We start from the raw sequence: 26,322 nt of genomic DNA on the forward strand, positions 1-26,322 counted from the left end.
CTGTTCAGGTGTCTTGCGTTTCGAACGTACCACGGCGCACGACGGCCCCCTGGCGCAGGTGCGGGAGGCCCATCGCGAAGACGTCGCTGATCGCGCCGTCGGCGTCCAGGGCCACCAGGTCGGCGTCGGCGCCGACCGCGATCCGGCCCTTGCCGGGCAGGCGCAGCAGGTCGGCGACATTGCAGGTGAATGCCGGCAGCGCGTCCTCGAGCGCGACGCCGCGCGCGAGCAGTTCGCGCAGGGTCTCGATGAGCGCGCCCGAGTGGCCGACGTCCATGCTGCAGACGCGGCCCTGCTCGTCGAAGCAGGGCAGGCAGCCGCCGGCGTCGGAGCTGACGGTCACCCGCCCGCGCGGCGCGCCGCTGTCGAGATAGCGGACCAGCGCGTCGGCCGCGCTCCAGGCGTCCTCGCCGTCGGCCACCGGGAAGGCCGTGATGTCGATGCAGCAGCCGCGCCGTGCGAGCTCGATCGCTTCGTCGAACAACGCACGCCGCCGGTTGACATGGGTCGGGTTGAACACGCGCGGCGGCAGCTCGCTCTGGTCGAGCGCGCGGCGCACCAGCTCCAGTCCACGGGCGCCATCGCCCAGGTGCAGGTGGACGATGCCGGCCTTGCCGGTCATCAGCCCGGCCACGTGGGTCTCGGAGGCGATGCGCAGCAGTTCGTCGAGCGTCGGCTGGCTGGAGCGGTGGTCGCTGATCGCCAGCTCGCCCACGCCGATGAGGCAGTCGATGAAGGCGAGGTCCGCGCGCAGGCTGCCGGTGATCGTCGCCGGCGGCAGGTGGTAGCCGCCGGCATGGCCCCAGGCCGACAGGCCTTCCTCGCGCAAGCCGTTGATGGCGGCGACCAGCTCGCGCGTGCCGCGGGCGACGTCGTCGGTGCCGAGCAGGCCGACCACCGTGGTCACGCCGCCGCGGGTGTAGCGCGACAGCATCGGCGCCGGCACGCGGCTGGCGAAACCGGCCTCGCCGCCGCCGCCGGTCACGTGCACGTGGCCATCGATGAAACCGGGCACCAGGCGCGCGCCTGCGAGGTCGACGACGGTCGCAGCGAAGCCCGGGGGCAGCGCCGCCGCGTCCGCGCCCATCCACAGCACCTTGCCGCCCCCCACCAGGAGGTCGTGCCGGCCAAGCGGCGCGGGGGCGTACACGTCCGCGTTGCGGACCAGCATCATCGTCATCGCGGAAGGTTGGACAGCGCCGCGTCCTGCGTCAAGCGAGCTGCACCGGAGGCGGTGGTATCGTCGGGTCCCCCTCGAGGCCGGTCGTCCATCCATGGGTACCTACGCGCTCGGATCCGTGTTCGCGCCGGCCTCGGTGGCGCTGGTGGGCGGCAGTCCGCGCGAACGTTCGCTGGGTCGCCTGGTGCTGCGGCAGGTCATCGACGGCGGTTTCCACGGCCGCATCGGCGTGGTCAACAAGCGCTATCCGGAGCTCGAAGGCGTGGCGACCGCGCCGCGCCTGGACGCGCTCGGCTTCGCACCCGAGCTGGTGCTGGTGGCCACGCCGCCGGCCACGGTGGCACGGGTGGCCCTGCGCGCCGCCGACGCCGGCGCGCGCGCGCTGATCGTGCTGACCCGCGACATGGGCGAGGGCCCCGGCTCGCACAACGAGGCGCTGCAGGCGATCGCGCGCGAGCGCGGGCTGCGCGTGGTCGGGCCGAACTGCCTGGGCGTGATCGCGCCGCATTCGAAGCTGTTCGCGAGTTTCGCCGCGCACCGGCCTCCCGCAGGCGACCTTGCGCTGGTGTCGCAGTCGGGTGCGATCGGGGCGGCGATGATCGAGTGGGCCAGCGCGCGCGGGCTGGGCTTTTCCGCCGTGGTCTCGCTGGGCGATGCCGTCGACGTCGATTTCGGCGACCTGCTCGACTGGTTCGCCACCGACCGCCACACCCGCGCGATCCTGCTCTACCTCGAACGCGTGCGCGACGCGCGCAAGTTCCTGTCGGCGGCACGCGCGGCGGCGCGCGGCAAGCCGGTGGTGGTGGTGCGCCCGGGGCGCCACGCGCGGCGCGAGGGCCCGCTGGCGACCCACGCCGCCACCCTGGCCACGCCCGACGCGGTCTATGACGCCGCCTTCCGCCGCGCCGGTCTGCTGCGCGTGCACGCACTCGACGAGCTGTTCGCCGCGGCCGAGACGCTGTCGCACCTCGGCAGCGTGCCGGGCAAGCGCCTGGCGGTGCTGACCAACGGCGCGGGAACCGGCCTGCTTGCGCTCGACCGGCTGCAGGACCTCGGTGGGATGCCGGCGAAGCTGGCCGATGCGACCGTGGCACGGCTGGACGGCGAACTGGCCCGCGGCTGGTCGCGCAGCAACCCGGTCGACCTGCTGGGCGACGCCGATGGCGAGCGCTACGCCGCGGGCCTGGCGGCCCTGCTCGACGATCCCGGCAACGATGCCGTGCTCGCGGTCAACGTGCCCACGGTGCTGTCGGATCCGCTCGAGACCGCCGAGGCCACGGTGCGCGTGCTGGCCGCCCGCCCACGCGGCGCGGCGAAGAAGCCGGTGCTGGCGCTGTGGCTGGGCGACGACCGTGGCGCCTCGGAGCTCCTCGGCGGCGCCGGCGTGCCGACCTATGCCAGCGAGGCCGAGGCCGTGCGCGGCTTCATGTACCTGGTGCGCCACCGCGAGGCGCAGGCCGCGCTGATGGAAACGCCGCCGAGCCTGCCGGAGGATTTCGCGGTGGATCGCGACGCCGCGCAGGCGCTGGTCGCCCGCGCGCTGGCCGAGGGGCGCGAATGGCTGGACCCCGAAGCCACGGCGCGCCTACTGGCCGCCTACGGCATCGACATCGCCACGCCCGTGCTGGCCGCGAGCCCGGAGGCTGCCGTGGCCGCCGCGCAGCCGCTGCTCGCGGGCGGTGGCACGGTGGCGGTCAAGGTGCTGTCGCCGGACATCGCGCACAAGTCCGACGTCGATGGCGTGCGCCTGCACCTCAACAGCGCCGCCGCCGTGCACGAAGCGGCCGCGGAAATCATCGCCCGCGCGCGGGCGCTGCGGCCCGGCGCGCGCATCGACGGCGTCAGCGTGCACCCGATGGTGCTGCGGGCGAAGGCGCGCGAGGTGATCGCCGGGATCGCGGACGATCCGGTGTTCGGTCCGGTGGTGGTGTTCGGCCGCGGCGGCACCGCGGTGGAGCTGATCGACGACAAGGCCCTGGCGCTGCCGCCGCTCGACCTGCGCCTGGCGCACGAGCTGATCGGGCGCACGCGGGTGTCGCGCATCCTGCGCGCCTACCGCGACGTGCCGGCGGCCGACGAGCGCGCGCTGGCCCTGGTGCTGGTGAAGCTGGCGCAGCTGGCGGCCGACATTCCCGAAGTGCGCGAAGTCGACATCAACCCGCTGCTGGTCGACGCCGGCGGCGCGGTGGCGCTGGACGCGCGGATCGCGCTGGCGCCGTCCAGGCGCCTGCACCGCGGCCGCGGCCACCCGCGCTTCGCGGTGTTTCCGTATCCGACCGAGCTCGAGCGCACGCTCCAGCTGTCCAATGGCCGCGCGGCCTTCGTGCGCCCGGTGCGCCCGGAGGACGACGCGATGTTCCGCCGCTTCTTCGAGCACGTCAGCGCCGACGACCTGCGCCTGCGCTTCTTCCGCGCGGTGCGCGACTTCAGCCACGACTTCATCGCCCGGCTCGTGCAGCTGGACTACGCGCGCTCGATGGCTCTGGTGGCGATCGACGTCGAGTCGGGCGACATGCTGGGCGCCGTGCGCCTGCTGGCCGACTCCGACTTCCGCCGCGGCGAGTACGGGATCATGGTGCGCTCCGACCTGAAGGGCGCGGGCCTGGGCTGGAAGTTGATGCAGGAGATGATCGGGGTCGCGCGCTGGATGGGGCTGGAGATGATCGAAGGCCAGGTGCTGCGCGAGAACAGCACCATGCTCGCCATGTGCCGGCGGCTCGGCTTTAAGGTGGTCCCCGACCCGGACGACGCCACGCTGATGCTGGTCACCCTCCCGGTCGCCCCGCCCCACCCCCTGTAGGAGCGGCTACAGCCGCGATTGGCGGCATCGCGGGCATTGCGGCTATCGCGGCTGTAGCCGCTCCTACAGGAAACGGCGGGGGGATAATGCGCGGATGCGCAAGATCCTCCATATCGACATGGACGCCTTCTACGCGTCGGTGGAGCAGCGCGACGATCCGTCGCTGCGCGGCCGCCCTGTGGTCGTGGCCTGGCGCGGCGCGCGCTCGGTGGTGTGCGCGGCGTCGTACGAGGCGCGGGTGTTCGGCGTGCGATCGGCGATGCCGGCGGTGCGCGCCGAGCGCCTGTGCCCCGACGCGGTCTTCGTGCCCCCGGATTTCGTCCGCTACAAGGCCGCGTCGAAGCAGGTCCGGGAGATCTTCCTGGCGCACACCGACCTGGTGCAGCCGCTGTCGCTGGACGAGGCCTACCTCGACGTGACCGTGCCGAAGATCGCCTCGCCGAGCGCCACGGAGTCGGCGCGCAGGATCCGCGCCGAGATCCGCGAGGCGACGTCGCTGACCGCCTCGGCCGGCATCGCGCCGAACAAGTTCCTGGCCAAGATCGCCTCCGACTGGAACAAGCCCGACGGCCAGTTCGTGGTCAAGCCCGCGCAGGTCGAGGCCTTCCTCACGCCGCTGCCGGTCTCGAAGATCCCCGGCGTGGGCAAGGTGATGGCGAAGAAGCTGGCCGACATCGGCGTGGCCACCGTGGGCGACCTGCGCGGCTTCGCGCTGGAGGAGCTGCAGGCGCGCTTCGGCAGCTTCGGCGCCGGGCTGTACCGGCGCGCGCGCGGCATCGACGAGCGCCCGGTCGAGCCCGACCAGCCGGTGCAGTCGATCTCCAGCGAGGACACCTTCGAGCAGGACCTGCCGCTGTATGCGTTCGAGGACGCGCTGCGCCGGCTCGCGGGCAAGGCCTGGGACGCCACGCGGCGCACCCCGCGGGTGGGACGCACGGTGGTCCTGAAGCTCAAGACCTCCGACTTCCGCATCCTGACCCGCAGCCACACGCCGGACCTGCCGCCGGCCTCGCTGGAAGAGTTCACCGCGATCGCGCTGGCCCTGCAGGAGCGCGTGCAGCTGCCGGCGCAGACGCGCTACCGGTTGGCGGGCGTCGGGCTTGCCGGCTTCCGCGATCCGGAAGAGGCGCCGGTCCAGCCGCCGCTGTTCGACTCCGCCTGAGGCGCCGCCGGCCGCGCGGTGCGCAGCTCCAGCCTCAGGCTGTACGCCGCGGTCAGTGCCGGCAGCAGGTTCTGCAGCACGCCTACCGCGTCCTGCTTGTCGGAGAAGAGGAAGTACGCCAGCGTCATCGCGCTGCCGCACAGGCTGATGACCCAGAAGCTGCGCGGCACCACCGCGCGCCCGGCGCGCCGAGAGGCGCCGAATTGCACCAGCCAGCGCGCGCCGAACAGCAGCGCGCCGAACAGGCCGATCAGCTTCCACGGCGTGACCGCGATGCCGGTCCAATCCAGGGCGGCGATGGTCTCGTTCATGGCAGCACCTCAACATCGCGCGCGATGCGCTCTTCGGCGACGGCGCAGGTCCGGCGCCGCAGCAGCCACAGCACGCCGCGCAGGTCGCTGATCCCGACCAGCGCGCGGCCGAGGTTGTCGTACTTGCTCTGGCCGTGCAGGCGCGGCCGGTGGTTGACCGGCACGCTCAGCGTGCGCCAGCCCGCGCGCTGCATCAGCGCCGGAAGGAAGCGGTGCATGTGGTCGAACGCGGGCAGGTCGAGGAAGGCCTCGCGCTCGAACAGCTTGATGCCGCAGCCGGTGTCGGGGGTGGCGTCGCCGAGCAGCCGTGCGCGGATGCCGTTGGCGATGCGCGAGGCCCAGCGCTTGCTGGCGGAATCCTCGCGCTTCACGCGCCAGCCCGCGAACAGCCGCACGTCGGCGCCGGCGCCTTCGCGTGCAAGGAGCAGCCGCGGCAGGTCGGCGGGATCGTTCTGGCCGTCGCCATCGAGGGTGGCGATCCAGTCGGCGCGCGCGGCCTTGACGCCGTTGCGCAGCGCCGCGCTCTGGCCGCTGCGGGACCGGTGACGGAGGACGCGCAGCTGCGGACTGGCGGCGGCGCAGGCCGCCAGCACGGAGGCGGTGTCGTCGTCGGAGGCATCGTCGACGCAGATGACCTCGTAGCTGGCGACGTCGCGCAGGGCGGCATCGATCTCGTCGAGCAGGCCGGGCAGGCTGCCGGCTTCGTTGCAGGCTGGCACGACCACGCTGAGGGCCGGCGCCAGCGGGCGTCGCGGGTGGGGAAGGTTCATGGTCATGGGCTGCATCCCGGGAAGACATCGTGGTCGCGGTCGTAGATCGCGGTGCGTACGTCGAACAGGCCGAGCACCGGGTGGAAGAGGTCGTCGTGGCTCGCGGGCGTGGCGGCGGTCCCGCGCAGGCAGGCCAGGCTGGTCTGCCGCGCCGCGGCCATGCCCGGCGACAGCCAGGCCAGCATCGGTACCTTCTTCTGCGTGTCCGGGGCGATCGCCCAGGGCAGGCCGTGCAGGTACAGGCCGTTCTCGCCCAGGGATTCGCCGTGGTCGGACAGGTAGAGCAGGGCGGTGTCGCGCTCGTCGCGGCGGGCCAGCAGGGTGATCACGTCGGCCAGCAGGTCGTCGGTGGCCAGCACCGCGTTGTCGTAGCTGTTCACCACCTGCTCGCGGCTGCAGTGGCCGAGGTCGTCGGTGTCGCAGGTGGGCGCGTAGCGGAGCAGGCGCGCCGGCGTGCGCCGGTGGTAGGCGGGGCCGTGGTTGCCGAGCTGGTGCAGCACGATCACCTGGTCGCCCGGCCAGCGGTCGATGGCCGCGTCCAGGCCGTCGAGCAGCACCGCGTCGTGGCATTCATCGGCGCCGCAGCCGCCGGGCGCGCGCGTGCGGGTCGATTCGAAGGCGAGGCCGGTGCAGACGCCCTTGCAGCCGGACTGGTTGTCGCGCCACAGGGTGTGCACGCCGGCGTGCTCGAGCACGTGCAGCAGCGATTCCGAGTTGGCCAGGCGCGCCTTGTCGTAGCCGGCGCGGCCATCGGGCGAGAACATGCAGGGCAGGGAGACCTCGGTGCTGGTGCCGCAGGCGGTGACATCGGGGAAGTTGACGGCGGCCGAATCGGCGAGCCGCGGCGTGGTCTGGCGCGCGTAGCCGTTGAGGCCCCAGTTCTGCGCGCGCAGCGTTTCGCCCACCACCAGCACCAGCAGGCGCGGCCGCGCGCCATCGGGCCGGGCGGCCAGCACGGCATCACGACCCAGCGGCCTGCGCGGCGGCGGCGTCCGCGCCTGGTCGCGCAGCAGGGTGGCGCTGGCCACGACGACGTTGCCGGGCACGATCAGGTGGCGCAGCTCGCGATGGTTGCGCATCAGCGCCGACAGGTCCTGGAAGCCCGCCAGCGCGCTGCCGGCGGCGACCAGTGCCAGCGCGAGCATCCAGCCCAGGCGCGCGAGCGCCGCGCGCGCCGGCCGCCGCCGGATGAGCCGGATGCGCGACAGCACCAGCAGCGGCAGGCCGGCGAGCACGGCAAGCGTCGGCACCGTGCTCCAGGCCAGCAGCTCGCCGGCTTCGCGGACGTCGGTGTGCAGGACGTTGCGCACCATGTCGGTGTCGAAATAGACCCCGTAGGCGCTGGAGAAATGGGCGCACACCGCGGCCAGCACGAGCAGCGCCGCCAGCACCGGCCTGGCCAGGCGGCCGTGCAGCAGCAGGCACAGCAGGAAGGCCTGCAGCGCGACCACCAGCACGAACAGGCTGGTCGTGGCCATCAGGCCGGCGAGGCCCGGGAGCGCTCCGGTCGCGGCCACGGCGCGCCAGAACGGCAGGTTGCAGGCGATCGCGAAATACAGGCTCGCCCAGAGCGCGAGGGCGTCGACCGTCATCGCCGGCCGCCATGCGGTGAGCCGGCCAGCCAGGGTGGACGGCTGGCGCAGCGGCAGGGCGATTACGCCCATGGCGCGCGCTCCGCGGGCTCGCCGGTACACGGCAGGGTGGGGGGTGCGGGGTGCATTGCAGTCTTCGCGGGGAGGCAGCGGGATGATCCCGGCGCCGGTGTCGGAGAGCCGTTGGAGCGAAGTTCGTGCTTCGTTAACCGTCGTCGCGCGCGAACGCAGGCACGCTGCAGCGCGGCTGGATCGCCGTGCCGGGCACCAGCCACCAGTCCTCGCGGCTGGCATGGCCGAGCATCCGCGCCTGGCCGCGGTCGACGCAGGGGCCGAGCGCGCGTTCCGGCAGCCACAGCCAGCGCCGGTCCGGCGCCTGGGCCACCCACGCGGCGGCGTCGCGCCACTGCAGGTGCCAGGGCCGGCGGAAGCCGAACTCGTGCATCGGCCGCCCGGCCTGCAGCATGTGCTGCTCGCGCCAGGCGATCGCCCCGAGTTCGCCCTGCGCGCCAATCTCCGCGGAGACCTCGCGCATCAGCGCGCGGCCGGAACTCGAGTCGTCCAGCGCCGGCGCCAGCGCCAGTCCGTAGCTCGTCCACAGCAGGGCGACGAACACCACGAGCGCGAACGCGACGCGCCGGCCGCGCAGTGCGGCGGCCAGTCCCCAGGCCGCGGTGCCCAGCGCGCCCAGCGCCCACAGCAGCGTGCGCATGTCCGCCGCTGCGATTCCGCGGCGCTCGCCCAGGTGGGTGGCCCAGGCCGCTGCGGACAGGCCGCTCGCCGCCGCGCCCAGCAGCACCGCCCCGCACAGCAGCAGCCAGCCGGTCATCAGCCACTGCACGCCGGCGCGGCGGAACAGCGCCGGAAGCAGCGGCGCCGCGGCCAGGCACACGGCGGGCAGCGCGGGGAAGACATAGACCTCGCGCTTGCCCGGGCTGAGCGAGAAGAACAGCAGCACCAGCGCCACCCAGCCGAGCAGCAGCATGTGGCGCGGATCGCCGCGGCGCAGCCGTCGCCACCACGCCGGCAGCAGCCACGGCAGCAGCAGGGCGCCGGGCAGCCACAGGGTCATGATGGTCTGCGCGTAGTACCAGGCCGGCTGCACGTGGTGCCAGGCGTTGACGTAGCGCGTGCCGGTCTGCCGGAACAGCAGCTCCCGGGCATAGGCCTGCAGGGCGGGATCGGACTGGCGCAGGAGTGCGATGCCCAGCGGTGCCAGCCACACTGCGCTGCCGGCGATGAAGGCGGCGAGCGCCAGCGCGGCCTCGGCCGCGGCGTGGCCGCCCGAAGGCCCGGGCCGCTGGCGGCGCGCCCACAGCCAGGGCAGCAGCACCAGCACCGGCAGGAAGCCGACCCCCTTGGTGACCGTGCCCAGCCCGGCGGCGAACATGCCGAGCGCCAGCCAGCGGCGCTCGCGTGATTCGAGCAGGTAGCGCAGCAGCGCCCACAGCGAGAGCGTGGTCAGCGCCACCAGCACCATGTCGATCTGCGCGCGCTTGGCCTGCAGGCCGAACTGGAGGCAGGCGAACAGCGCGCCCGCGGCCCAGGGCGCGTGGCGCGTGCCCCACAGCCGCCAGGCCGCGTCCTGCACCAGCCACAGCGTCGCCAGCGCCGCCAGCAGCGAGGGCAGCAGGAAGGCGACCCGCCAGTCGCGCAGCAGGGTCCAGCTGGCGGCCTGCATCCACATGAACACCGGCGGCTTCTCGGCGTAGAACTCGCGCCCGCGGCGTGGAACGAGCCAGTCGCCACCCTCCACCATCGTCTTGGCGGCCAGCACGAAGCGCGGTTCATCCGGCGGCGAGGGCTCGCGCAGGCCGATGCCCGCGGCCAGCGCCAGCAGGACCAGCAGCGCCGGCAGCAGCAGCCGGCGGAACCGGGAGGAAGGCGGGGAAGGGGACGGGACGGCGGGCGCGATCGGCATGGCCACGATCGTGGCCGTCGCCGCGTGGGAGAATCGTCGGAGCCGCCGCGTTCCGACCGCGTTCCGACACTGCTCCGACGTCTCCGGGCGCAGGCTGGCGCGCTCACCGGAGCCCCGCATGCGCCTGCTGGTCGTGGAAGACAACCAGAGCCTGGTCGCCAACCTCTTCGATTATTTCGAGGCGCGCGGCCACCTGCTCGACGCCGCGCCCGACGGTCCGACCGGCTACCACCTGGCCTCCACCCAGGCCTACGACGCGGTAGTGCTCGACTGGATGCTGCCGCGCCTGGACGGGCGCGAGGTGCTGCGGCGCCTGCGCGAGGCCGGCCACGACGTGCCGGTGCTGATGCTGACCGCGCGCGACGAGCTGCCGGACAAGATCGCCGGTTTCCGCGCCGGCGCCGACGACTACCTGACCAAGCCCTTCCAGCTGCCCGAGCTCGAGGTCCGCCTCGAGGCGCTGCTCGCGCGTGCGCAGGGCCGCCAGCGCGGCCGCGTGCTCGAGGTGGCCGACCTGCGCTACGACCTGACCACGCTCGACGTCACCCGCGCCGGCCGCACCCTGCACCTCTATCCGGCCTGCAGGAAGCTGCTGGAAGTGCTGATGCGCGCCAGCCCGGCGGCGGTCACCCGCGATCGGCTGGAGCAGGCGCTGTGGGGCGATGATCCGCCCGACGGCGACATGCTGCGCTCGCATGTCTACGAGCTCCGGCGCAGCATCGACGGCCCCTGGCCGGTGAAGCTGCTGCACACCCTGCCGCGGATCGGCTACCGCCTGGGCGAACCGCTGGGAGGCGAGGATGGCGGCTAGGGGCGGGAAGAGCCTGCGGCGGCGGATGGTGCAGGGCCTGGTGGCCTATGCGGTGCTGGTGTCCATCGCGGTCTACGCCTACGGCTGGATCATCAACGAACGCGCCGAGCAGCTGGTCTGGACCTCGCTGCTGGAAGCCGAGTTCAACCACATCGAAGGCCGGCAGGCGCTGTCGGCCGGCGAGCGCTGGGCCGACACGGAAACCATGCTGCTCTTTGGCGACGAACCCGGCAGCCCGCTTCCGGCAGCGCTCGAAGGCATGGCGCCGGGCCTCCACGACGAGGTGGTGTTCGACGGCAAAGAGTGGGCCGTGCTGATCCGCGAGATCGACGGCCAGCCCTGGGCGCTGGCGCTGGACATCGGCGACTTCGAGCGCCACGAGGCCTATGTCGCCGCCAGCGTGCTGGGCGCGATGCTGGTGATGGTGGTGCTGCTGGGCCTGGCGATCGGCTGGGGCGTGGACCGGCTGATGCGGCCGATGCGCCTGTTCGCGCAGGCGATCGCCGGGCTGCGCCCCGACCGCAGCGGCGAGCGCATCGAACTGCCGCCCGACGCCAGCGCCGAGCTGGCGGTGATCGCCGACGCGCTCAACGACTACATCGCGCGCAACGAGCTGTACGTGCAGCGCGAGCGCGTCTTCATCGACAGCATGAGCCACGAGCTGCGTACGCCGATCGCGGTGATCGGCGGCGCGGCCGAGCTGGCCGGCGCGCAGCCCGGCGTGCCCGAGGGCGCGCGCCAGCAGATCGCGCGCATCAGCCGCACCGGCCGCGAGATCGAGCGCCTGATCGCCCTGCTGCTGGTGCTGGCCAAGGACCCCGGGCGGCTCGCCCAGGCCAGCGACCGCATCGACCTGGCGCAGCTCCTGCCGGAGATCATCGACGACCACCTGCCGATGGCGCGCGACAAGGGCCTGGTGGTGGCGCTCGAGGCGCTGCTGCCCTGCGAGATCCTCGCGCCGCTGCCGGTGGTGCAGGCCGCGATCGGCAACCTGCTGCGCAACGCCATCGAGAACAGCGACAGCGGGCGGATCGACATCCGCGTCGAGGCCGGCGCGGTGGTCATCGAGGACCCCGGCCACGGCATGACGCCGGAGGAGATCAGTGCGATCTACGCGCGGATGGCGCGCGGCGGCGGCGGGCGCGAGCGCGGCGGGATCGGCCTGGACCTGATCTCGCGGCTGTGCGAGCACCTCGGCTGGACGCTTGCGATCTCATCGCGCCCGGGACAGGGCACGACGACCCGACTGGACCTGTCGTCGGCGCGCACCGGCGCCGGCGCGTAGCCCGCGCACGCCGTCGGGGCGACAATGTGCCTCCCCCCCGACTCCAGGAGCCACCGCGTGTCCTTCCCGTATGCACTGGTCCTGTTCGACCTCGACGGCACCCTGGTCGACAGCGCCGCCGACATCGCCGAGGCGGTGAACCGCACGCTCGACGAGCTCGGCCATTCCCGCGAGGACGAAGCCACGGTGCGGTCGTGGATCGGCCTGGGCACGCACGTACTGCTGGACAGCGCGCTGCGCCATGCCGGCAGCCGCGCCGATGTCGACGAGGTGATGCCGCGGCTGATGGTCCACTACGAGGACTGCCTGCTGCTGCGCGCGCGGCTGTATCCGGGCACCCGCGAAGCGCTCGACGCGCTGGCCGGTGCCGGCGTGGCGATGTCGATGGCGACCAACAAGCCCGAACGCATGGCGCGCGTGCTGGCGCAGGCGATGGGCATCGACGGGTACTTCGCCCACGTCGTCGGCGGCGACACGCTGCCCGAGCGCAAGCCGCACGCGCTGCCGCTGCTGCACCTCGCGGCGCTGCACGGCGTATCGCCACGCGACACGCTGATGGTCGGTGATTCCGAAGCCGATGCCGGCGCCGCGAAGGCCGCCGGCATGGACCTCGTGCTGCTGCGCCACGGCTACCCCCGCGACTTCGACCTCGAACGCGCCGGCGCCGTCGCCGTCCTTGACGACCTCGCCCCCCTGCCGCACCTGAGCCGCTCCCCGACAGACTCCCCGTAGGAGCGGCTACAGCCGCGATCGACATCCCGCCGCGCGATCACCCCGCCCCCTGTAGGAGCGGCTACAGCCGCGATCGCTGTCGCGCCGTCGTGGCGGTGATTGCTATCGGGGTGTCGTGATCGCGGCTGTAGCCGCTCCTACAGGGTGGGCGGCGGGGTGGTGCGGTCCGTCGGTTCGGGCGGCGGGCTGGTAGCGCAGCGTCAGGCCGTATTCGCGGCCGGGCTGGTTGTACCAGGCGATGGTCTCGTACGCGCGGTCGAAGATGTTGCTGGCGCGCGCCTGCAGCGTCCAGTCAGCGTTGAGCGCCACTTCGACCCGAAGGTCCAGCGTGCCGTAGCCGCCCAGCCGGACCTGGTTGGCGGCGTCGTCGTAGCGCGCGCCGCTGCCGAACGCGCTCAGCCCAAGGCGCACGTCGCCGAACGCGCGGTCCACGTCCACGCGCGCGGTGTTGCGCGAACGCCGCGGCAGCCAGTGGCCGTGGTTCACGCCGGCGCTGCGGTTGCGCGGGTCGATGTGGCTGAGTTCGGCGTTGAGGTCCCAACCCGCGAGCGAGACGAACCCGGTGAGCTCGGCGCCACGGATGCGCGCCTCGTCGACATTGACCAGGGCGAAGTCGACGTCATAGCCGATCAGCTGGTCGACATCGGTCTGGAAGGCGTTGAAGGTCCAGTTCCAGCGCTTGCCGAACCGTGCGATGCCGAGGTTGAGCGTCGCCGATTCCTCGGGCTGCAGCTCCGGATTGCCCCAGCCGCCGGGGTAGTAGAGGTCGTTGAAGGTCGGCACCTTGAAGCCGGTGCCCGCGCTCGCGGTGAAGCGAAGCCCGTGGCCGAACGCGAACCCGTAGCCGAGGCTGCCGGTGGAGTGCCCGCCGAACTGTTCGTTGTCGTCGTGGCGCACGCTGGCCTCCACGTCATGGGCACCGAAGCCGCCCTGCCAGGCGAGGAACAGCCCGGTGTTGTCGCGGTCGCGCACGGTGAACGCGGTGCTGCCGGTGACCTGGTCGCGCATCCAGTCGACGCCGGCGCTGAACACCTGGTCCTCGCCCGCGGTGATGTCGCCCTGCACCGACGCCGTATTGCGGCGCGTGTCGATCGTGCTGGCGAAGCTGCGCGTGCCGGTGGCCGGGTCGACGTAATGGGTCGTGGCCTTGTCGTCGGCGCGCCCGATACGCGCGCTGACGTCGAGGCCCGCGCGCGGCCGCCAGCCCAGGCGGCCACCGATGACCTGCTGGCGGTTGTCGGTCTCGTTGCCGCCGAAGACCGTGCCGTCGTATTCGTTGAAGGCATCGGCCACCAGGGCATGGCCCTCCAGCTCGAAGACCTCGCCGACGGTGCCACCGCCGCGCAGGCTCGCCGACGCATTGCGGTAGCCGTCGCGGTCGGGTTCGTCGACGTAGCAGCCGGCACCCCAGCCCTCGGCGGTGCCGCGGCAGGAATCGATGCCATCGGTGCGCTGCCAGGCGCCCTGGGCCTGGAACCAGCCGCGCGCGCTGCTGCGGCCGATGCCGGCGCTGGCTTGGCGGAAACCGTTGCTGCCGATGCCCAGGCTGGCATTGGGGCGCAGCCCGGCATTGGCGCCGGCGCGGCGGGTGAAGATCTGGATCACGCCGCCGACGGCCTCGGAGCCGTACAGGCTCGAACGCGGACCGCGGACGATCTCGATGCGTTCGACCTGGTCCAGCGGCAGGTCCTGGAACATCACCATGCCGGCGCTGGCCGAGCCGATGCGCACGCCGTCCACCAGCACCAGCACGTGGTCGGATTCCGTGCCGCGCAGGAACAGCGACGACAGCTTGCCGGGGCCGCCCTGGTTGGCGAGGTTGATGCCGGCGCGCCCGCGCAGCAGGTCGAGCAGCGACGTGGCCTGGCTGCGCTCGATCACCGCGCGGTCGAGCACCTGCACCGGGACGTTGGCGTCCTCGGCGTTGATCGCGGTGCGGGTGGCGGTGACCACGACGGTGTCGAGATCGGTGGCCTGGATCGCGCCGCCGGCCATCGCGGCCGGGGACAGGGCAAGCGCCACGGCAAGGGAAAGGAGCTGGTACTGCGGTTTCATCGGGATCTCCACTGCGTCGCGCACGCCCGCGCGACGGGTTCGCAAGGGAGGCTGCGGGCATCGGGATGCGACGGTAGGAGACGTGCGGGGAAAGCCACGGCGCGCTGCCGCCGCAATGCCCTCCGCATCGCAACCAGTCGTCTTCCTGGCCGGTCTCCGGGCTCGCGGGAGGACGTGATGCGGCAGCGTGCCGATCGCGTCCGGCCCTGGCGCCTTCCCGTGCGATGCACAGTGGCGGTTGCCAGGGTGTTCCACGCTTACCGTTGCGGGGGCAGCGCCGGAATGCCTCGCCGCCGTGGCGGATCGAAGGTCACCGGCTTCCCGTTTCAACCCTTGGAGGAATCCCCTCGGGTCACCAGAAAGTGCGCGCAGTCTAAGCGATCGACGCGGCCTCGTCGTCGTCGTCGTGCATCACCGTGGTGGTGACCGGTCCGGCCGGCGGCCGGTTGCGTGGCGGCGGAAGCCCGGCGATGGCGGCTTCGGCGGCGGTCACCAGTTCCACCCGGCGGTCATCCGGGACGTCCTGCCAGTGGCAGTCGCGCAGGGCGCCTTCGAGCGAGTAGAGCAGGTTGAGGCTGGGCTTGAAGCCGGCGCGCTTGATGCGCATGAAGGCTTCCAGCGGCCCCGCGTCGATCAGGTCCTCGGGTGTCCTGAGGCCGACCTGGCGCAGCCATGCGGCCGACTTCGGCCCGATGTTGCGCATCTTGAGCGGCGTCGCGCTCATGTCACCAGCGATTCCACGTACACGCGTGCGATCTCCTCGAGTCCCTGCTGGTCTTCAACGTCGAAACGGCCCGGAACCGGACTGTCGAGGTCGAACACGCCCACCAGCGCGCCGCCGTGGAACAGCGGGACAACCAGTTCGGAGCGCGAGGCGGCGTCGCAGGCGATGTGGCCGGGGAAGGCTTCGACGTCCTCAACCCGCTGGGTCTCGCCGCTGCTGGCCGCGGCGCCGCACACGCCGCGATCAAGCGGGATGCGCACGCAGGCCGGTTGGCCCTGGAACGGGCCGACCACCAGCTCGGTGCCGTCGTAGAAGTAGAAGCCGACCCAGTTGAGCTCCGGCAGCGCGTGGTAGACCAGCGCGGACAGGTTGGCGGCATTGGCGACGCGGTCGCGCTCGCCGGCCAGAAGGGCGCGCGCCTGGGCGGCGAGCTGGGCGTATTGTTGCGGCTTGTCGCCGCTTGGAAGCGAGATCGTGAACATGGCCACGAGTGTAGCGCGGGGGGTGCTGGTCACCGGGACCGATACCGGGGTCGGCAAGAGCCTTGCGAGCGTGGTCCTGCTGCACGCGCTGCGCGCCCATGGCCTGCGGGCGGTCGGGATGAAGCCGGTCGCCGCGGGCTGCGAGGTGACGCCCGAGGGCCTGCGCAACGAGGACGCGCTGGCGCTCCAGTCTGCGAGCGATCCCGTGCCGCCGTACGGCGACGTCAATCCCTGGGCGCTCCCGGAGCCGACCGCGCCGCAGCTGGCCGCGCGCGGTGCGGGCATGACGGTCACGCTGCCGCCGATCCTGGCCGCGCACGCACGCCTGGCCGCAGGCGCCGACGTGGTCGTGGTCGAGGGCGCCGGCGGCTGGCTGTCGCCGCTGGCCGATGGCCTCGAGCACGCCGCCCTGGCACGCGCCCTCGACCTGCCGGTGCTGCTGGTGGTGGGGCTGCGCCTGGGCTGCCTGAGCCATGCCCGGCTGTCGGCGCGCGCCATCCAGGCCGACGGCTGTGCGCTGCTTGGCTGGGTCGGCAGCGCGGTCGATCCCGACTTCGCACGTGGCCCTGGGTATCTCGAGCTGCTGCGCGATGCGCTGCCCGTCCCCTGCCTGGGCGTCCTGCCGCACGTGGCGCCGCCACGCGACCCGGACGCGCTGGCGTCCACCCTCTCGCGGGCTGCGGCGGCGCTCGCGGACGCCGGCGGGGCCGGCCTGCCGGATGGCCGGACCGGCCTCGCCTTACCCGCCCGTCCCTGACTTCCTGCACGTTTGCGCCAAGGTGGCGATGCCATACTTGCGAGTTCAGAATCTCCTCCCCCAAGGACCTCCCATGCGCCGCATCGTCCTGATCCCGATCCTGCTCGCGGCCCTGGCGGCCTGCGGAGGAGAGGAAGAACAGCAGGCCCCGCCGCCGCCCGAGCTCGGGGTGGTGGTGGTGCAGCCCACCGATGCGCCGCTGCGCCTGGACCTGGTCGGGCGCCTGGCGCCCTACCGCAGCGCCGACGTGCGCGCCCGCGTGCCGGGCGTCGTGCAGCGCCGCGTTTACCAGGAAGGCAGCGACGTGGCCGAAGGCCAGGTGCTGTTCGAGATCGACCCGGCACCGCTGCGGGCCGCCGCCGGCGAGGCCCAGGCCGCGCTGGCCCAGGCCCGCGCCAACCAGGCCAACGCCCGCGCGTCCGCCGCGCGCGCGCGCAGCCTCGCGCCGCAGAAGTACATCTCGCAGTCCGATCTCGACAACGCGCTGGCCGCCGAGCGCAGCGCCAATGCCGCGGTCCAGGCCGCGCAGTCGACGGTGGAGAGCGCCAACATCAACCTGGGCTACGCCACGGTGCGTGCGCCGATCGCCGGCCGCGCCGGCAAGCAGCAGGTGACCGAGGGCGCCCTGGTGGGGCAGGGGACGGCGACGCTCCTCACCACGGTCGACCAGATCGATCCGATGTACGTGAACTTCAGCATGGGCGCCGGCGACCTCGACCGCGTCCGCGGCATGGGACTCGACCGCGACGGTCCCGTCGCGGTGCAGGTGCTGCTGCCCGACGGCAGTGTCTACGCCCACCCCGGCGTGATGGACTTCTCCGGCGACGTGGTCGATCCGGAAACCGGTGCGGTGTCGCTGCGCGCGACCCTGCCCAATCCCGACCGCCGGCTGCTCCCCGGCACCTACGTGACCCTGGTCGCGACGCTGGGCGTGCAGCACGGCGTGTACCAGGTGCCGCAGGCCGCGGTGCAGCGCGACGCCACCGGCCCCTACGTGCTGGTGGTCGGCGCCGACGGCAACGTCGCCCGCAAGGACGTCACCACCGCGCGCGCCGAGGCCGGCAACTGGATCGTGACCGATGGCCTTGCAGCCGGTGACCAGGTCGTGGTGTCCGGCCTGCAGCGTGCGCGCGTGGGCGAGCCGGCCACGGCCGCGCCCGTCGACGCGGCCGGTGGGGCCGGTGCGCCGGGCGCCAAGCCGGCCGGGCCTGCGGCCGCGGACCGGGCTGCCGGCGGCGCCGGGGCCAGCCCCGATCCCGGCCAGGCCGACCAGGCGACTGACGACGGCGGCGCCGATGCCGACGCTGCCGCCGCACCCGCCGCCGACCAGGGCTGACGCCGATGCCCCGCTTCTTCATCGACCATCCGGTCTTCGCCTGGGTCATCTCGATCCTGATCGCGCTGTCGGGCGTGATCGCGCTCCTCAACATGGGCGTCGAGTCCTACCCGAACGTGGCGCCGCCGCAGGTCACCGTCGGCGCGGGCTATCCCGGCGCCGATGCCGCGACCACCGAGCGCGCGGTCACCCAGGTGATCGAGCAGCAGCTCACCGGCATCGACAACCTGCTGTACTTCAGCTCGAGCTCCAGCTCCTCGGGCCGCGCCAGCATCACCCTGACCTTCCAGACCGGCACCGATCCCGACATCGCCCAGGTCCAGGTGCAGAACAAGGTCGCGCTGGCCACGCCGCGCCTGCCGACCGAGGTCACCCAGCAGGGCGTGGTGGTGGCCAAGGCGAATGCCGGATTCCTGATGGTGGTGGCGCTGCGCTCGTCCAACCCGTCGTTCGACCGCAACGCGCTCAACAACCTGATCGGCGCCAGCGTGCTCGAGCAGATCGCGCGCGTGCCCGGCGTCGGCAGCACCCAGCAGTTCGGCTCCGAGTACGCCATGAACATCTGGCTCAACCCGGACCGGATGCAGGGCTACGGCCTGTCCGCGACGCAGGTGCTGGCGGCGGTGCGTGGGCAGAACGTGCAGTTCGCCGCCGGCTCGATCGGCGCCGACCCGGCGCCGGAAGGCCAGGGCTTCACTGCCACCGTCTCGGCCGAGGGCCGCTTCGCCACGCCCGAGCAGTTCGGCGACATCATTCTGCGCGCCGATGCCGACGGCAGCACGGTGCGGCTCAAGGACGTGGCGCGGATCGACATCGGTGCCCAGGGCTACGGGTTCGACACCAAGTTCAACGGCCAGCCCACCGGCGCCTTCGCGATACAGCTGCTGCCCGGCGCCAACGCGCTGACCGTGGCCGAAGCGGTGACCGCGCGCATGGACGAGCTGCAGGGCAGCTTCCCGCAGGGCGTCGAGTGGTTCTCGCCCTTCGACAGCACCACCTTCGTCACCATCTCCATCAAGGAAGTGGTCAAGTCGTTGATGGAAGCGATGGTGCTGGTCTTCCTGGTGATGCTGATCTTCCTGCAGAACCTGCGCGCCACCATCATCCCGACCCTGGTGATCCCGATCGCGCTGCTGGGCACCTTCCTGGGCCTGAGCATCATCGGCTTCACCGTGAACCAGCTGACGCTGTTCGCGATGGTGCTGGCGATCGGCATCGTGGTCGACGACGCGATCGTGGTGATCGAGAACGTCGAACGCATCATGGCCGAGGAACACCTGCCGCCGCGCGAGGCCACGATCAAGGCGATGGACCAGATCACCGGCGCGGTGGTCGCGATCACCGTGGTGCTGGCGGCGGTGTTCATCCCCAGCGCGCTGCAGGGCGGCGCCTCGGGCGAGATCTACAAGCAGTTCGCGATCACCATCGCGGTGGCGATGGCGTTCTCGGCCTTCCTGGCGCTGGGCTTCACCCCGGCGCTGTGCGCGACCTTCCTCAAGCAGCACGAGCCGCACGACCCGAACGCCCCGGAAGGCACGGGCAAGCGGCAGAACGTGGTCTTCCGCACCTTCAACCGCTACTACGACCGGATCGCCGCGGTTTACGTGCGGCATATCGGCAGCGCGGTGAGCCATGCCCCGCGCTGGATGCTGGTGTTCGCGGTGCTGGTGGTTGCCACCGGCCTGCTGTTCACGCGCCTGCCGGGAAGCTTCCTGCCGGAAGAGGACCAGGGCTATGCGATGGCGATCGTGCAGCTGCCGCCGGGTTCGACCCTGCAGCGCACGCAGGCGGTGTTCGAGGACGTGCGTGCCACGCTGGAACAGGTGCCCGGCTACGAGGGCATGATGCAGGTGGCGGGTTTCAGCTTCGTCGGCCAGGGCGAGAACGTCGGCATGGCCTTCATCAAGCTCACCGACTGGGGCGACCGCGAAGGCACCGTGCAGGACTTCCTGCAGGCCGCCAACGGCGCGCTGTACGGCATCCGCGACGCGCAGATCTTCGTGGTCAACCTGCCGACCGTGCAGGGCCTGGGCCAGTTCGGCGGCTTCGACATGTACCTGCAGGACCGCGCCGGCCTCGGTCGCGAGGCGCTGACCGCGGCGCGCAACCAGCTGCTCGGCGCGGCGGCGCAGGATCCGGCGCTGACCGCGGTGCGGCCCAACACGCTGGAGGACGCGCCGCAGCTGAAGCTGACGGTCGACCGCGTGCAGGCGCAGGCCATGGGCCTGTCGGTGAACGACATCTACAGCGCGATCCAGCTGATGCTGGCGCCGGTGTACGTCAACGACTACTTCGCCGACGGCCGCGTGAAACGGGTGAACATGCGCGCCGACGCGGCCTACCGCACCGATCCCGGCTCGCTGTCGCGCTTCTTCACCCCGGCCGCCCCGGATGCCGACGGCACCCCGAACATGATCCCGCTGACCAGCGTGGTGGATTCGCAGTGGTCGATGAGCACCCCGTCGCTGACCCGCTACAACGGCTATTCGGCGGTGAACATCGTCGGCTCGCAGGCGCCGGGCCACAGCTCGGGCGAGGCCATGGGGGCGATGGAGCGGATCGTCACCGATGAACTCCCCGCGGGCTTCGGTTACGACTGGGCCGGCATGTCCTACCAGGAGATCATCGCCGGCAACACGGCCACCCTGCTGCTGGTGCTGTCGGTCGTCGTGGTATTCCTGTGCCTGGCCGCGCTCTACGAGAGCTGGTCGATCCCGGTGGCGGTGCTGCTGATCGTGCCGCTGGGCATCCTTGGCGCGGTGGTCTTCACCATGCTGCGCCCGGGCCTGACCAACGACATCTTCTTCAAGATCGGCATGGTCACGGTCATCGGCCTGGCGGCCAAGAACGCGATCCTGATCATCGAGTTCGCGGTGCTGGAGCGCGCGGCCGGCAAGCCGCTGCGCGAGGCGGTGATCGAGGCCGCGCGCATGCGCTTCCGCCCGATCCTGATGACCTCGTTCGCCTTCATCATGGGCGTGCTGCCGTTGGCGCTGTCCACCGGCGCCGGTGCCAACGCGCGCCATGCGCTCGGCACCGGCGTGATCGGCGGCATGCTGTTCGCGACCTTCCTCGGCCTGCTGCTGATCCCGGTGTTCTTCGTCAGCGTCCGCCGCGTACTCGGCGAGCGGCTGGACGATCCGGCACCCGCCGCTCGACGGGCCGATGGAGACGCGTTGCCGCCGGCTGCAGGCTGATCTCCGCAGGGCCGGAACCATCCGGCCCTTGTGCGCAACCGGTCAGCCCTTGGCGGCCGGGCGCGGCCGTCAGCGGCCCGCCGCGTGTCCCGCCAGCGTCATGCCCGCTTCGCCGTGCCAGTAGCCGTTGCGCGCGCCCAGCGCCGGCAGAGGTACGGACGCGCCGCGCGCGGCGTCGAAGCGCTCGACGATCCCGCGCGTGCCCTCGGCCTGCGGATAGATCCGCAGCAGGTCGACGCCGAGTGCCGCGAGCGCGGGCAGCTCCGGGCCGAGGTCGGTGGTTTCGTCGCCCTGCACCTGGATGCCGTTGATGCGCAGGAACGGCTTGCCCTCGCGCGTGGCCAGCGGCAAGCCGTCGGGATGGTCGATGCAGCGGAAGCCGCACTGGTCCTTGGGCAGGTCGAGCGCGCGCGCGGTGAAGCAGCGCGCCGAAAACGACAGCGGCAGGCGGCCCCAGGCGATGACTTCGAGTTCCGGCATGGCGTGGCCGTCGTCGCGCATGCCGTCGCGAAGCTCCGCGACCAGCTCACGGCCCTGTTCCACGCCGGGCACCCAGCGTCGCAGTCCGTCCTCGACCAGCAGGGCCAGCGCGCGGTGGTTGTACACGGCCAGCGTGGGCCCGGCCACGAAGGGCAGGCCGGCCACGCGGCAAAGCTGCAGCGCGGACAGGTCGTTGGCTTCCAGCCAGAAGCGCCCATGGTCGACCTGGCGCTCGAGCACCCCGAGCTCGGACTCGGCCTCGATCAGGGCCAAGCTCGAGAGCACCACCTCCTTGCCGGCGGCCGCCATGCGTTCGGCCAGGTCGAGCCAGTCGACGGTGCGCAGCTCGCGGCGCTTGCTGCACACGGTCTCGCCCAGGTAGACGACGTCGACCGGCCAGTCGGCGACATCGCGGTAGAAGGCCAGCGTGCGCTCGCGCGGCCAGAAGTACTGCAGCGGGCCGAGGCTCAGCTTCATGCGGGGTTCCTTGCGATACGGGGGACGTCAGTGCCAGGCGCGGTGGTAGGGGCCGAGCGTGGTCTGGTGGCCTTCGGCATGTGCGGACAGCTCGCGCTGCCAGCCGGGTTGCACCGCCCACGCCGCCGGATCGGCGCGGTGGCGGTCGATGGCTGCGCGCCAGGTGCGGGTGACCGAGGCGACATAGGCCGCGCCGCGCTGGCGGCCTTCGATCTTCAGCGCCACCACGCCCGCCTGTGCCAACCGCGGCAGGAGTTCCAGGGTGTTGAGGCTGGTCGGCTCCTCGAGCGCGTGGAAGGCCTCGCCGCCGACGTCGAAGCGACCCTTGCACACGGTCGGGTACCCGGCGGGCTCGGCCGGCTCGAACCGGTCGATCAGGACGTCGTTGAGGCGCGCGGTGCGGCTGCCGTCGTCGCACTCGTCCCAGCGCACGAACCTCGCCGGCGAACACACGCCGTGGCGGTTGGGCGAGGCGCCGGTGACGTAGCTCGACAGCTGGCAGCGGCCCTCGACCATGATGCACAGGCTGCCGAAGGCGAAGACTTCGATCGCCACCGGCGCGCGCTCGCACAGGCGCTCGACCTGCTGGATCGAGAGCACGCGCGGCAGCACCGCGCGGCTGATGCCGAAGCGCTCGAAGGCGTACTGCAGCGCCGGCGCGGTGGTCGCCGATCCCTGCACCGACAGGTGCCGGGGAAGGCCGGGGTGGGTGCGCGCGGCGTAGTCGAGCACCGCCGTCTCGGCGGCGATGATCGCGTCGCAGCCGAGGGCCGCAGCGGTGTCGACCGCGGCCTCCCACTGCGCCACGCGCGCGCTGTCGGGACAGGTGTTGAGGGCCAGGTAGACCTGCGCGCCCCTGGCATGCGCGTAGCGGATGCCGGCGGCAAGCTCCTCGTTGCTGAAGTTCAGCCCGGGGAATGCGCGCGCGTTGGTCTGGTCGCGCAGGCCGGCATAGACCGCGTTCGCGCCGGCGTCGACGGCCGCCTGCAGGGACGGCAGGTTGCCGGCGGGACAGACCAGTTGCATGCGGAACTCCAGCGTCGATGAACGCGGCATCGTCGCCTCGGGGGAGCGCCGCCGTCCTTGACCTGGATCAGGTCGGCGGGGTCTGCGCACCTATCGCGCTGTTATCGTCGCAGCCATCACTCCGCTCCAGAGGGCGTCCACGCGCCGCTCGACATCGCGGTCGGGCACGATCGGCCGGCTCCACGCGCGGCTGGTCTCGCCCGGCAGCTTGTTGGTGGCGTCGATGCCCAGCTTGGAGCCCACGCCCGCCACAGGGCTGGCGAAGTCCAGGTAATCGATCGGGGTGTTCTCCACCAGCATCGTGTCGCGCGCCGGGTCGACGCGCGTGGATATGGCCCACACCACCTGCGACCAGTCGCGCACGTCGATGTCCTCGTCGGTGACGATCACGAACTTGGTGTAGGTGAACTGCCGCAGGTAGGACCAGACCGCCATCATGATCCGGCGCGCATGCCCCGGGTACTGCTTGCGGATCGAGACCACGGCGATCCGGTAGGAGCAGGCTTCGGGCGGCAGGTGGAAGTCGACGATCTCCGGGAACACCTTGCGCAGGATCGGCACGAAGAGGTCGTTGAGCGCCATCGCCAGCACCGAAGGCTCGTCGAAGGGCGCACGCCCCATGTAGCTGCCCTGGTAGATCGCGTCGCGGCGCAGGCGCATGCGTTCGATGCGCAGCACCGGGAACTGCGCGGCGGCGTTGTAGTAGCCGGTGTGGTCGCCGAAGGGGCCTTCCAGCGCGGTCTCGCCGGGATGGATCACGCCCTCCAGCACGATCTCGCTGCCGGCCGGCGCGTCCAGGCCGGTGCGCTCGCTACGCCAGGTGCGGGTGCGCTGCCCGCGCAGCAGGCCGGCGAACTCGTATTCCGACAGCGTGTCGGGAACCGGGGCCACCGCGGCCAGCGTGGTCGCGGGATCGACGCCGATCGCCACCACCACCGGAAAGGGTTCCCCGGGCCGGTCGGCGCACCAGTCGGCGAAATCCAGCGCGCCGCCGCGGTGCGGCAGCCAGCGCATGATCACGCGGTCCGCGCCGATCACCTGCATGCGGTAGATGCCAATGTTCTGCCGTGGCTTGCGGGTGCCGCGGGTCACCACCAGGCCGAGCGTGATCAGGCGTGCGGCGTCGCCGGGCCAGCAATGCTGGATCGGCAGGCGCGAGAGGTCGATGCCGTCGCCTTCGAGCACCTCGTCGTTGAAGTCCGCCTCGCGCACCGCCTGGGGCGCGACCAGGGCCAGCTGCGCCAGCTCCGGCCAGGTCGACAGCGCCTGCTTCAGGCTCGAGGGCCAGCGCGGCTCCTTGATCGCGGCCAGCAGCTCGCCCAGTTCGCGCAGCGAGGCCAGGGGGCGCCCGGCCAAGGCCGCCTCGATGCGCCTGCGGTGGCCGAACAGGTTGCCCAGCAGCGCGTGCCGCGCGCCGACCGGCTGCTCCATGAGCAGCGCCGGTCCTCCCTCGCGCAAGGCGCGCAGGCACAGCGCCGTCGACTCCAGCACCGGGTCTACGGGCGCCGCGACGCGCCGCAGCTGGCCGTCGCGCTCCAGTCGCGACAGGAAGGAGCGCAGGTCGTGGAAGGCCAAGCAGATCCCCGGGGATGGTCGAGGGCGACAGGGTCGCGTCCGGGGCCGGGTCGCGCCCTGATCCGCGTCAAGCGCGCGCCGGGCAGCGCCGGTGCGCTCGCGGTTGACCCAGGTCAGCGACGCGCCGCCCGTCCGGATGGTCTGCTGGCGCCCTGGAATCCGGGGGAGGTCGCGACGGCTTGGACACGGCGGCGGACGCTTCGCTGGCGCGCATGCGCATGGCGATCGGCGGCATCGACCACGCGCTGGTGCTGCTCCTGGGCGCGCGCGCGCGACTGGCCCTGCGCGTGGGACGCTGCAAGGTCCGCGCGGGTCGTCCGCTGGCCGATCCGGAGCGGGAAGCCCGCGTGCGCCAGCGCGTCGAGGCGCTCGCCAGCCGCGTCGGCCTGCCGCCGTCGACCGCGGACGGACTCGTCGCCCTGGCCATCGCCGACGCCCGCCGCGTCCAGGGCATCGACCCGGCTCCGGCCGCCCCGGCACACGCCCCACCCACTGGAAGCCGCCACGCCATGCAGAGCATTCACCTTCCTCCCCAGGCCGTCGCCGCGCTCCTGCGCCTGGTGCCGCCGCCCCGGCGCTGGGCGCCGCTGCTGCGCGCGCTGCCGCCGCGGCTGCAGCAGCGCCTGCTCGAGCGTGGCATGGCCGCGGTGCTGGCCACGCCGGTGGCCGATGGCAGCCTCGCCTTCATGGAGGGCCGACGCCTGGGCATCGACGTCACCGACCTCGACCTGCACTGGGTGATAGAGCTGCGCGGCGGCCGCCTGCAGGCGGTCGAGGGCGCGCCCGAGGCCAGCGTGGGCGGCACCGCCACCGACCTGCTGCTGCTCGCCGGCCGGCTCGAGGACGCCGACACCCTGTTCTTCCAGCGCCGCCTGGTGCTGACCGGCGACGTCGAGCTTGGCCTGACCGCGCGCAACACGCTCGAGCGCCTGCCTTGGGAATCGGTGCCGCTGGCGCTGCGCATCGGCCTGAACCGCGGGGCCCGGCTGGCGCGCGCCGCCCGAGGTGCCCGGACATGAAAAACCCGGCAGCCGAAGCTGCCGGGTCGATGTAGACAGGCATCGCGCGGGGAGAGAGGGGCGCGCGATGCCCCGGTCCCGTTGCCGGGACCGCTGTGACGCGTCGCTTACTTGCGCTTGCCGGCGGCGGCGCGGGTGGCGGTCTGCACCGCGTCCTCGGCCTTGGCCTGGGCGGCTTCGACCTGGCCCTTGGCGATCTGCGCGATGGCTTCGTTGGTCGACACGGCCTGGCCGAACACTTCCTGGCCGGCGCTCACCGAGCGCTCGAGGCTCTCGCGGGCGGTCTGCACGCCCTTCGGCCACACGGCCTTCAGGCCGTCGATGTCGCGGACCTCGGCCAGCTCGCCCCAGAAGGCGAAGGCGGCGTTGGTGTTCTGCTCGAGCGTCGACAGCTGCAGGCCGAAGGCCTTCTCGGCGCTGGCCAGGGCCAGGCGGTTGACCTGGGCGGCGGTGTCGGCGAACTGGCGCGCGGTGGCGCTGAACTGCTCGTTGATGTTCTGGTACATGGCGGGCTCCTGCTGGTGTCCGGCAGGGAATTGCCGGTTTGTGCGGTGCAGCATAGCCCGGCCGATGTTGCAGCGCAACAACCGCTCGTCGGCACGTTCAGCCAGCCTCCGCCAAGCCGCCATC

Annotated in this window: 20 protein-coding genes, 1 pseudogene and 1 riboswitch; of the genes and pseudogenes, 9 read left to right on the plus strand and 12 right to left on the minus strand. The window is 72.4% G+C overall.

Annotation, left to right across the window (positions count from 1 at the left end):
- Nucleotides 1-4: 4 nt before the first annotated feature.
- Nucleotides 5-1,174 carry a beta-aspartyl-peptidase gene (gene iadA, locus JGR68_RS01770; protein WP_200672711.1) on the minus strand — a complete coding sequence of 390 codons (1,170 nt, stop codon included), beginning with the start codon at nt 1,172-1,174 and terminating at the stop codon, nt 5-7.
- A 100-nt stretch (nt 1,175-1,274) separates the two neighbouring features.
- Between iadA and JGR68_RS01775 the strand changes: the two genes are divergently transcribed.
- Nucleotides 1,275-3,980 carry a bifunctional acetate--CoA ligase family protein/GNAT family N-acetyltransferase gene (locus tag JGR68_RS01775; protein ID WP_199360123.1) on the plus strand — a complete coding sequence of 902 codons (2,706 nt, stop codon included), beginning with the start codon at nt 1,275-1,277 and terminating at the stop codon, nt 3,978-3,980.
- 94 nt (nt 3,981-4,074) lie between these two features.
- A complete protein-coding gene (dinB, locus tag JGR68_RS01780; RefSeq protein WP_199360124.1) occupies nt 4,075-5,142 on the plus strand; it encodes a DNA polymerase IV in 1,068 nt (355 codons plus the stop codon).
- Between the two features lie 20 nt (nt 5,143-5,162).
- On the opposite strand, the pseudogene JGR68_RS01785 reads toward dinB, so the two are convergent.
- The 4 genes and pseudogenes from JGR68_RS01785 to JGR68_RS01800 form a co-directional block, all read right to left on the minus strand.
- Nucleotides 5,163-5,453 (minus strand): annotated as a pseudogene (locus tag JGR68_RS01785) (lipid-A-disaccharide synthase N-terminal domain-containing protein); the annotation flags it as partial.
- Nucleotides 5,450-6,223, minus strand: a complete 774-nt coding sequence (locus JGR68_RS01790; RefSeq protein ID WP_199360126.1) for a glycosyltransferase — start codon at nt 6,221-6,223, stop codon at nt 5,450-5,452. The pseudogene JGR68_RS01785 and the gene JGR68_RS01790, both read right to left, overlap by 4 nt.
- A gap of 2 nt (nt 6,224-6,225) precedes the next feature.
- Nucleotides 6,226-7,887 (minus strand): phosphoethanolamine--lipid A transferase, encoded by a 1,662-nt coding sequence (locus tag JGR68_RS01795; protein WP_199360127.1) that lies wholly within the window; start codon nt 7,885-7,887, stop codon nt 6,226-6,228.
- A gap of 133 nt (nt 7,888-8,020) precedes the next feature.
- Nucleotides 8,021-9,736 carry a glycosyltransferase family 39 protein gene (locus JGR68_RS01800; protein ID WP_199360128.1) on the minus strand — a complete coding sequence of 572 codons (1,716 nt, stop codon included), beginning with the start codon at nt 9,734-9,736 and terminating at the stop codon, nt 8,021-8,023.
- Between the two features lie 118 nt (nt 9,737-9,854).
- Between JGR68_RS01800 and JGR68_RS01805 the strand changes: the two genes are divergently transcribed.
- From JGR68_RS01805 to gph, 3 genes are read left to right on the plus strand one after another with little or no spacing between them, the layout of a single operon-like run.
- The gene (locus tag JGR68_RS01805) at nt 9,855-10,547 is read left to right on the plus strand and encodes a response regulator transcription factor (RefSeq protein WP_199360129.1); all 693 of its coding nucleotides are present in this window, start codon (nt 9,855-9,857) and stop codon (nt 10,545-10,547) included.
- Nucleotides 10,537-11,832, plus strand: a complete 1,296-nt coding sequence (locus JGR68_RS01810) for a HAMP domain-containing sensor histidine kinase (RefSeq protein WP_199360130.1) — start codon at nt 10,537-10,539, stop codon at nt 11,830-11,832. Before JGR68_RS01805 ends, JGR68_RS01810 begins: the two co-directional genes overlap by 11 nt.
- A gap of 24 nt (nt 11,833-11,856) precedes the next feature.
- A complete protein-coding gene (gph, locus tag JGR68_RS01815; protein ID WP_199360131.1) occupies nt 11,857-12,564 on the plus strand; it encodes a phosphoglycolate phosphatase in 708 nt (235 codons plus the stop codon).
- A gap of 102 nt (nt 12,565-12,666) precedes the next feature.
- Here the strand turns inward: gph and btuB are convergent, their stop codons facing one another.
- The 3 genes from btuB to JGR68_RS01830 all read right to left on the minus strand — a co-directional run bounded on the left by btuB (nt 12,667) and on the right by JGR68_RS01830 (nt 15,825).
- Entirely contained in the window at nt 12,667-14,619 is a 1,953-nt protein-coding gene (gene btuB / locus JGR68_RS01820) for a TonB-dependent vitamin B12 receptor (protein ID WP_199360132.1), read from the minus strand.
- A gap of 129 nt (nt 14,620-14,748) precedes the next feature.
- Nucleotides 14,749-14,994: riboswitch (cobalamin riboswitch) on the minus strand.
- Complete coding sequence (locus JGR68_RS01825; protein ID WP_199360133.1) at nt 14,993-15,343, minus strand: TfoX/Sxy family protein; 351 nt, start codon at nt 15,341-15,343, stop codon at nt 14,993-14,995. (Overlaps the previous riboswitch by 2 nt.)
- Complete coding sequence (locus tag JGR68_RS01830; protein WP_199360134.1) at nt 15,340-15,825, minus strand: GAF domain-containing protein; 486 nt, start codon at nt 15,823-15,825, stop codon at nt 15,340-15,342. Before JGR68_RS01830 ends, JGR68_RS01825 begins: the two co-directional genes overlap by 4 nt.
- On the opposite strand from JGR68_RS01830, the gene bioD reads away from it, so the two are divergent.
- From bioD to JGR68_RS01845, 3 genes are all read left to right on the plus strand, one after another.
- Nucleotides 15,824-16,582 carry a dethiobiotin synthase gene (gene bioD / locus JGR68_RS01835; RefSeq protein ID WP_199360135.1) on the plus strand — a complete coding sequence of 253 codons (759 nt, stop codon included), beginning with the start codon at nt 15,824-15,826 and terminating at the stop codon, nt 16,580-16,582. The two genes, JGR68_RS01830 and bioD, sit on opposite strands and share 2 nt — an antisense overlap.
- A gap of 73 nt (nt 16,583-16,655) precedes the next feature.
- Complete coding sequence (locus tag JGR68_RS01840) at nt 16,656-17,918, plus strand: efflux RND transporter periplasmic adaptor subunit (RefSeq protein ID WP_199360136.1); 1,263 nt, start codon at nt 16,656-16,658, stop codon at nt 17,916-17,918.
- A 5-nt stretch (nt 17,919-17,923) separates the two neighbouring features.
- Nucleotides 17,924-21,115, plus strand: a complete 3,192-nt coding sequence (locus JGR68_RS01845; protein WP_199360137.1) for a multidrug efflux RND transporter permease subunit — start codon at nt 17,924-17,926, stop codon at nt 21,113-21,115.
- A 69-nt stretch (nt 21,116-21,184) separates the two neighbouring features.
- Here the strand turns inward: JGR68_RS01845 and JGR68_RS01850 are convergent, their stop codons facing one another.
- The 3 genes from JGR68_RS01850 to JGR68_RS01860 all read right to left on the minus strand — a co-directional run bounded on the left by JGR68_RS01850 (nt 21,185) and on the right by JGR68_RS01860 (nt 24,673).
- A complete protein-coding gene (locus JGR68_RS01850) occupies nt 21,185-22,072 on the minus strand; it encodes a U32 family peptidase (RefSeq protein ID WP_199360138.1) in 888 nt (295 codons plus the stop codon).
- Nucleotides 22,073-22,099: 27 nt separating this feature from the next.
- Nucleotides 22,100-23,098 (minus strand): peptidase U32 family protein, encoded by a 999-nt coding sequence (locus tag JGR68_RS01855; RefSeq protein ID WP_199360139.1) that lies wholly within the window; start codon nt 23,096-23,098, stop codon nt 22,100-22,102.
- Nucleotides 23,099-23,188: 90 nt separating this feature from the next.
- On the minus strand, nt 23,189-24,673 hold the full coding sequence (locus JGR68_RS01860; RefSeq protein ID WP_199360140.1) for a UbiD family decarboxylase: 1,485 nt from the start codon (nt 24,671-24,673) through the stop codon (nt 23,189-23,191).
- 179 nt (nt 24,674-24,852) lie between these two features.
- Here JGR68_RS01860 and JGR68_RS01865 point away from each other — a divergent pair, with 179 nt between their 5' ends.
- Nucleotides 24,853-25,692: a chorismate mutase gene (locus JGR68_RS01865; RefSeq protein WP_234446554.1), complete on the plus strand. Its 840-nt coding sequence runs from the start codon at nt 24,853-24,855 to the stop codon at nt 25,690-25,692.
- Nucleotides 25,693-25,799: 107 nt separating this feature from the next.
- Here JGR68_RS01865 and JGR68_RS01870 read toward each other — a convergent pair whose 3' ends face one another.
- Entirely contained in the window at nt 25,800-26,198 is a 399-nt protein-coding gene (locus JGR68_RS01870) for a phasin family protein (RefSeq protein WP_199360141.1), read from the minus strand.
- Nucleotides 26,199-26,322: the final 124 nt, after the last annotated feature.

The sequence above is a fragment of the Luteimonas sp. MC1750 genome (assembly GCF_016615955.1).
Lineage (GTDB): Bacteria > Pseudomonadota > Gammaproteobacteria > Xanthomonadales > Xanthomonadaceae > Luteimonas.

Bases quoted from the DNA above. Each gene is read 5' to 3' on its own strand.
- iadA (WP_200672711.1), bottom strand. From the start codon at position 1,174: ATGATGCTGGTCCGCAACGCGGACGTGTACGCCCCCGCGCCGCTTGGC.
- JGR68_RS01775 (WP_199360123.1), top strand. From the start codon at position 1,275: ATGGGTACCTACGCGCTCGGATCCGTGTTCGCGCCGGCCTCGGTGGCG.
- dinB (WP_199360124.1), top strand. From the start codon at position 4,075: ATGCGCAAGATCCTCCATATCGACATGGACGCCTTCTACGCGTCGGTG.
- JGR68_RS01790 (WP_199360126.1), bottom strand. From the start codon at position 6,223: ATGAACCTTCCCCACCCGCGACGCCCGCTGGCGCCGGCCCTCAGCGTG.
- JGR68_RS01795 (WP_199360127.1), bottom strand. From the start codon at position 7,887: ATGGGCGTAATCGCCCTGCCGCTGCGCCAGCCGTCCACCCTGGCTGGC.
- JGR68_RS01800 (WP_199360128.1), bottom strand. From the start codon at position 9,736: ATGCCGATCGCGCCCGCCGTCCCGTCCCCTTCCCCGCCTTCCTCCCGG.
- JGR68_RS01805 (WP_199360129.1), top strand. From the start codon at position 9,855: ATGCGCCTGCTGGTCGTGGAAGACAACCAGAGCCTGGTCGCCAACCTC.
- JGR68_RS01810 (WP_199360130.1), top strand. From the start codon at position 10,537: ATGGCGGCTAGGGGCGGGAAGAGCCTGCGGCGGCGGATGGTGCAGGGC.
- gph (WP_199360131.1), top strand. From the start codon at position 11,857: ATGTGCCTCCCCCCCGACTCCAGGAGCCACCGCGTGTCCTTCCCGTAT.
- btuB (WP_199360132.1), bottom strand. From the start codon at position 14,619: ATGAAACCGCAGTACCAGCTCCTTTCCCTTGCCGTGGCGCTTGCCCTG.
- JGR68_RS01825 (WP_199360133.1), bottom strand. From the start codon at position 15,343: ATGAGCGCGACGCCGCTCAAGATGCGCAACATCGGGCCGAAGTCGGCC.
- bioD (WP_199360135.1), top strand. From the start codon at position 15,824: ATGGCCACGAGTGTAGCGCGGGGGGTGCTGGTCACCGGGACCGATACC.
- JGR68_RS01830 (WP_199360134.1), bottom strand. From the start codon at position 15,825: ATGTTCACGATCTCGCTTCCAAGCGGCGACAAGCCGCAACAATACGCC.
- JGR68_RS01840 (WP_199360136.1), top strand. From the start codon at position 16,656: ATGCGCCGCATCGTCCTGATCCCGATCCTGCTCGCGGCCCTGGCGGCC.
- JGR68_RS01845 (WP_199360137.1), top strand. From the start codon at position 17,924: ATGCCCCGCTTCTTCATCGACCATCCGGTCTTCGCCTGGGTCATCTCG.
- JGR68_RS01850 (WP_199360138.1), bottom strand. From the start codon at position 22,072: ATGAAGCTGAGCCTCGGCCCGCTGCAGTACTTCTGGCCGCGCGAGCGC.
- JGR68_RS01855 (WP_199360139.1), bottom strand. From the start codon at position 23,098: ATGCAACTGGTCTGTCCCGCCGGCAACCTGCCGTCCCTGCAGGCGGCC.
- JGR68_RS01870 (WP_199360141.1), bottom strand. From the start codon at position 26,198: ATGTACCAGAACATCAACGAGCAGTTCAGCGCCACCGCGCGCCAGTTC.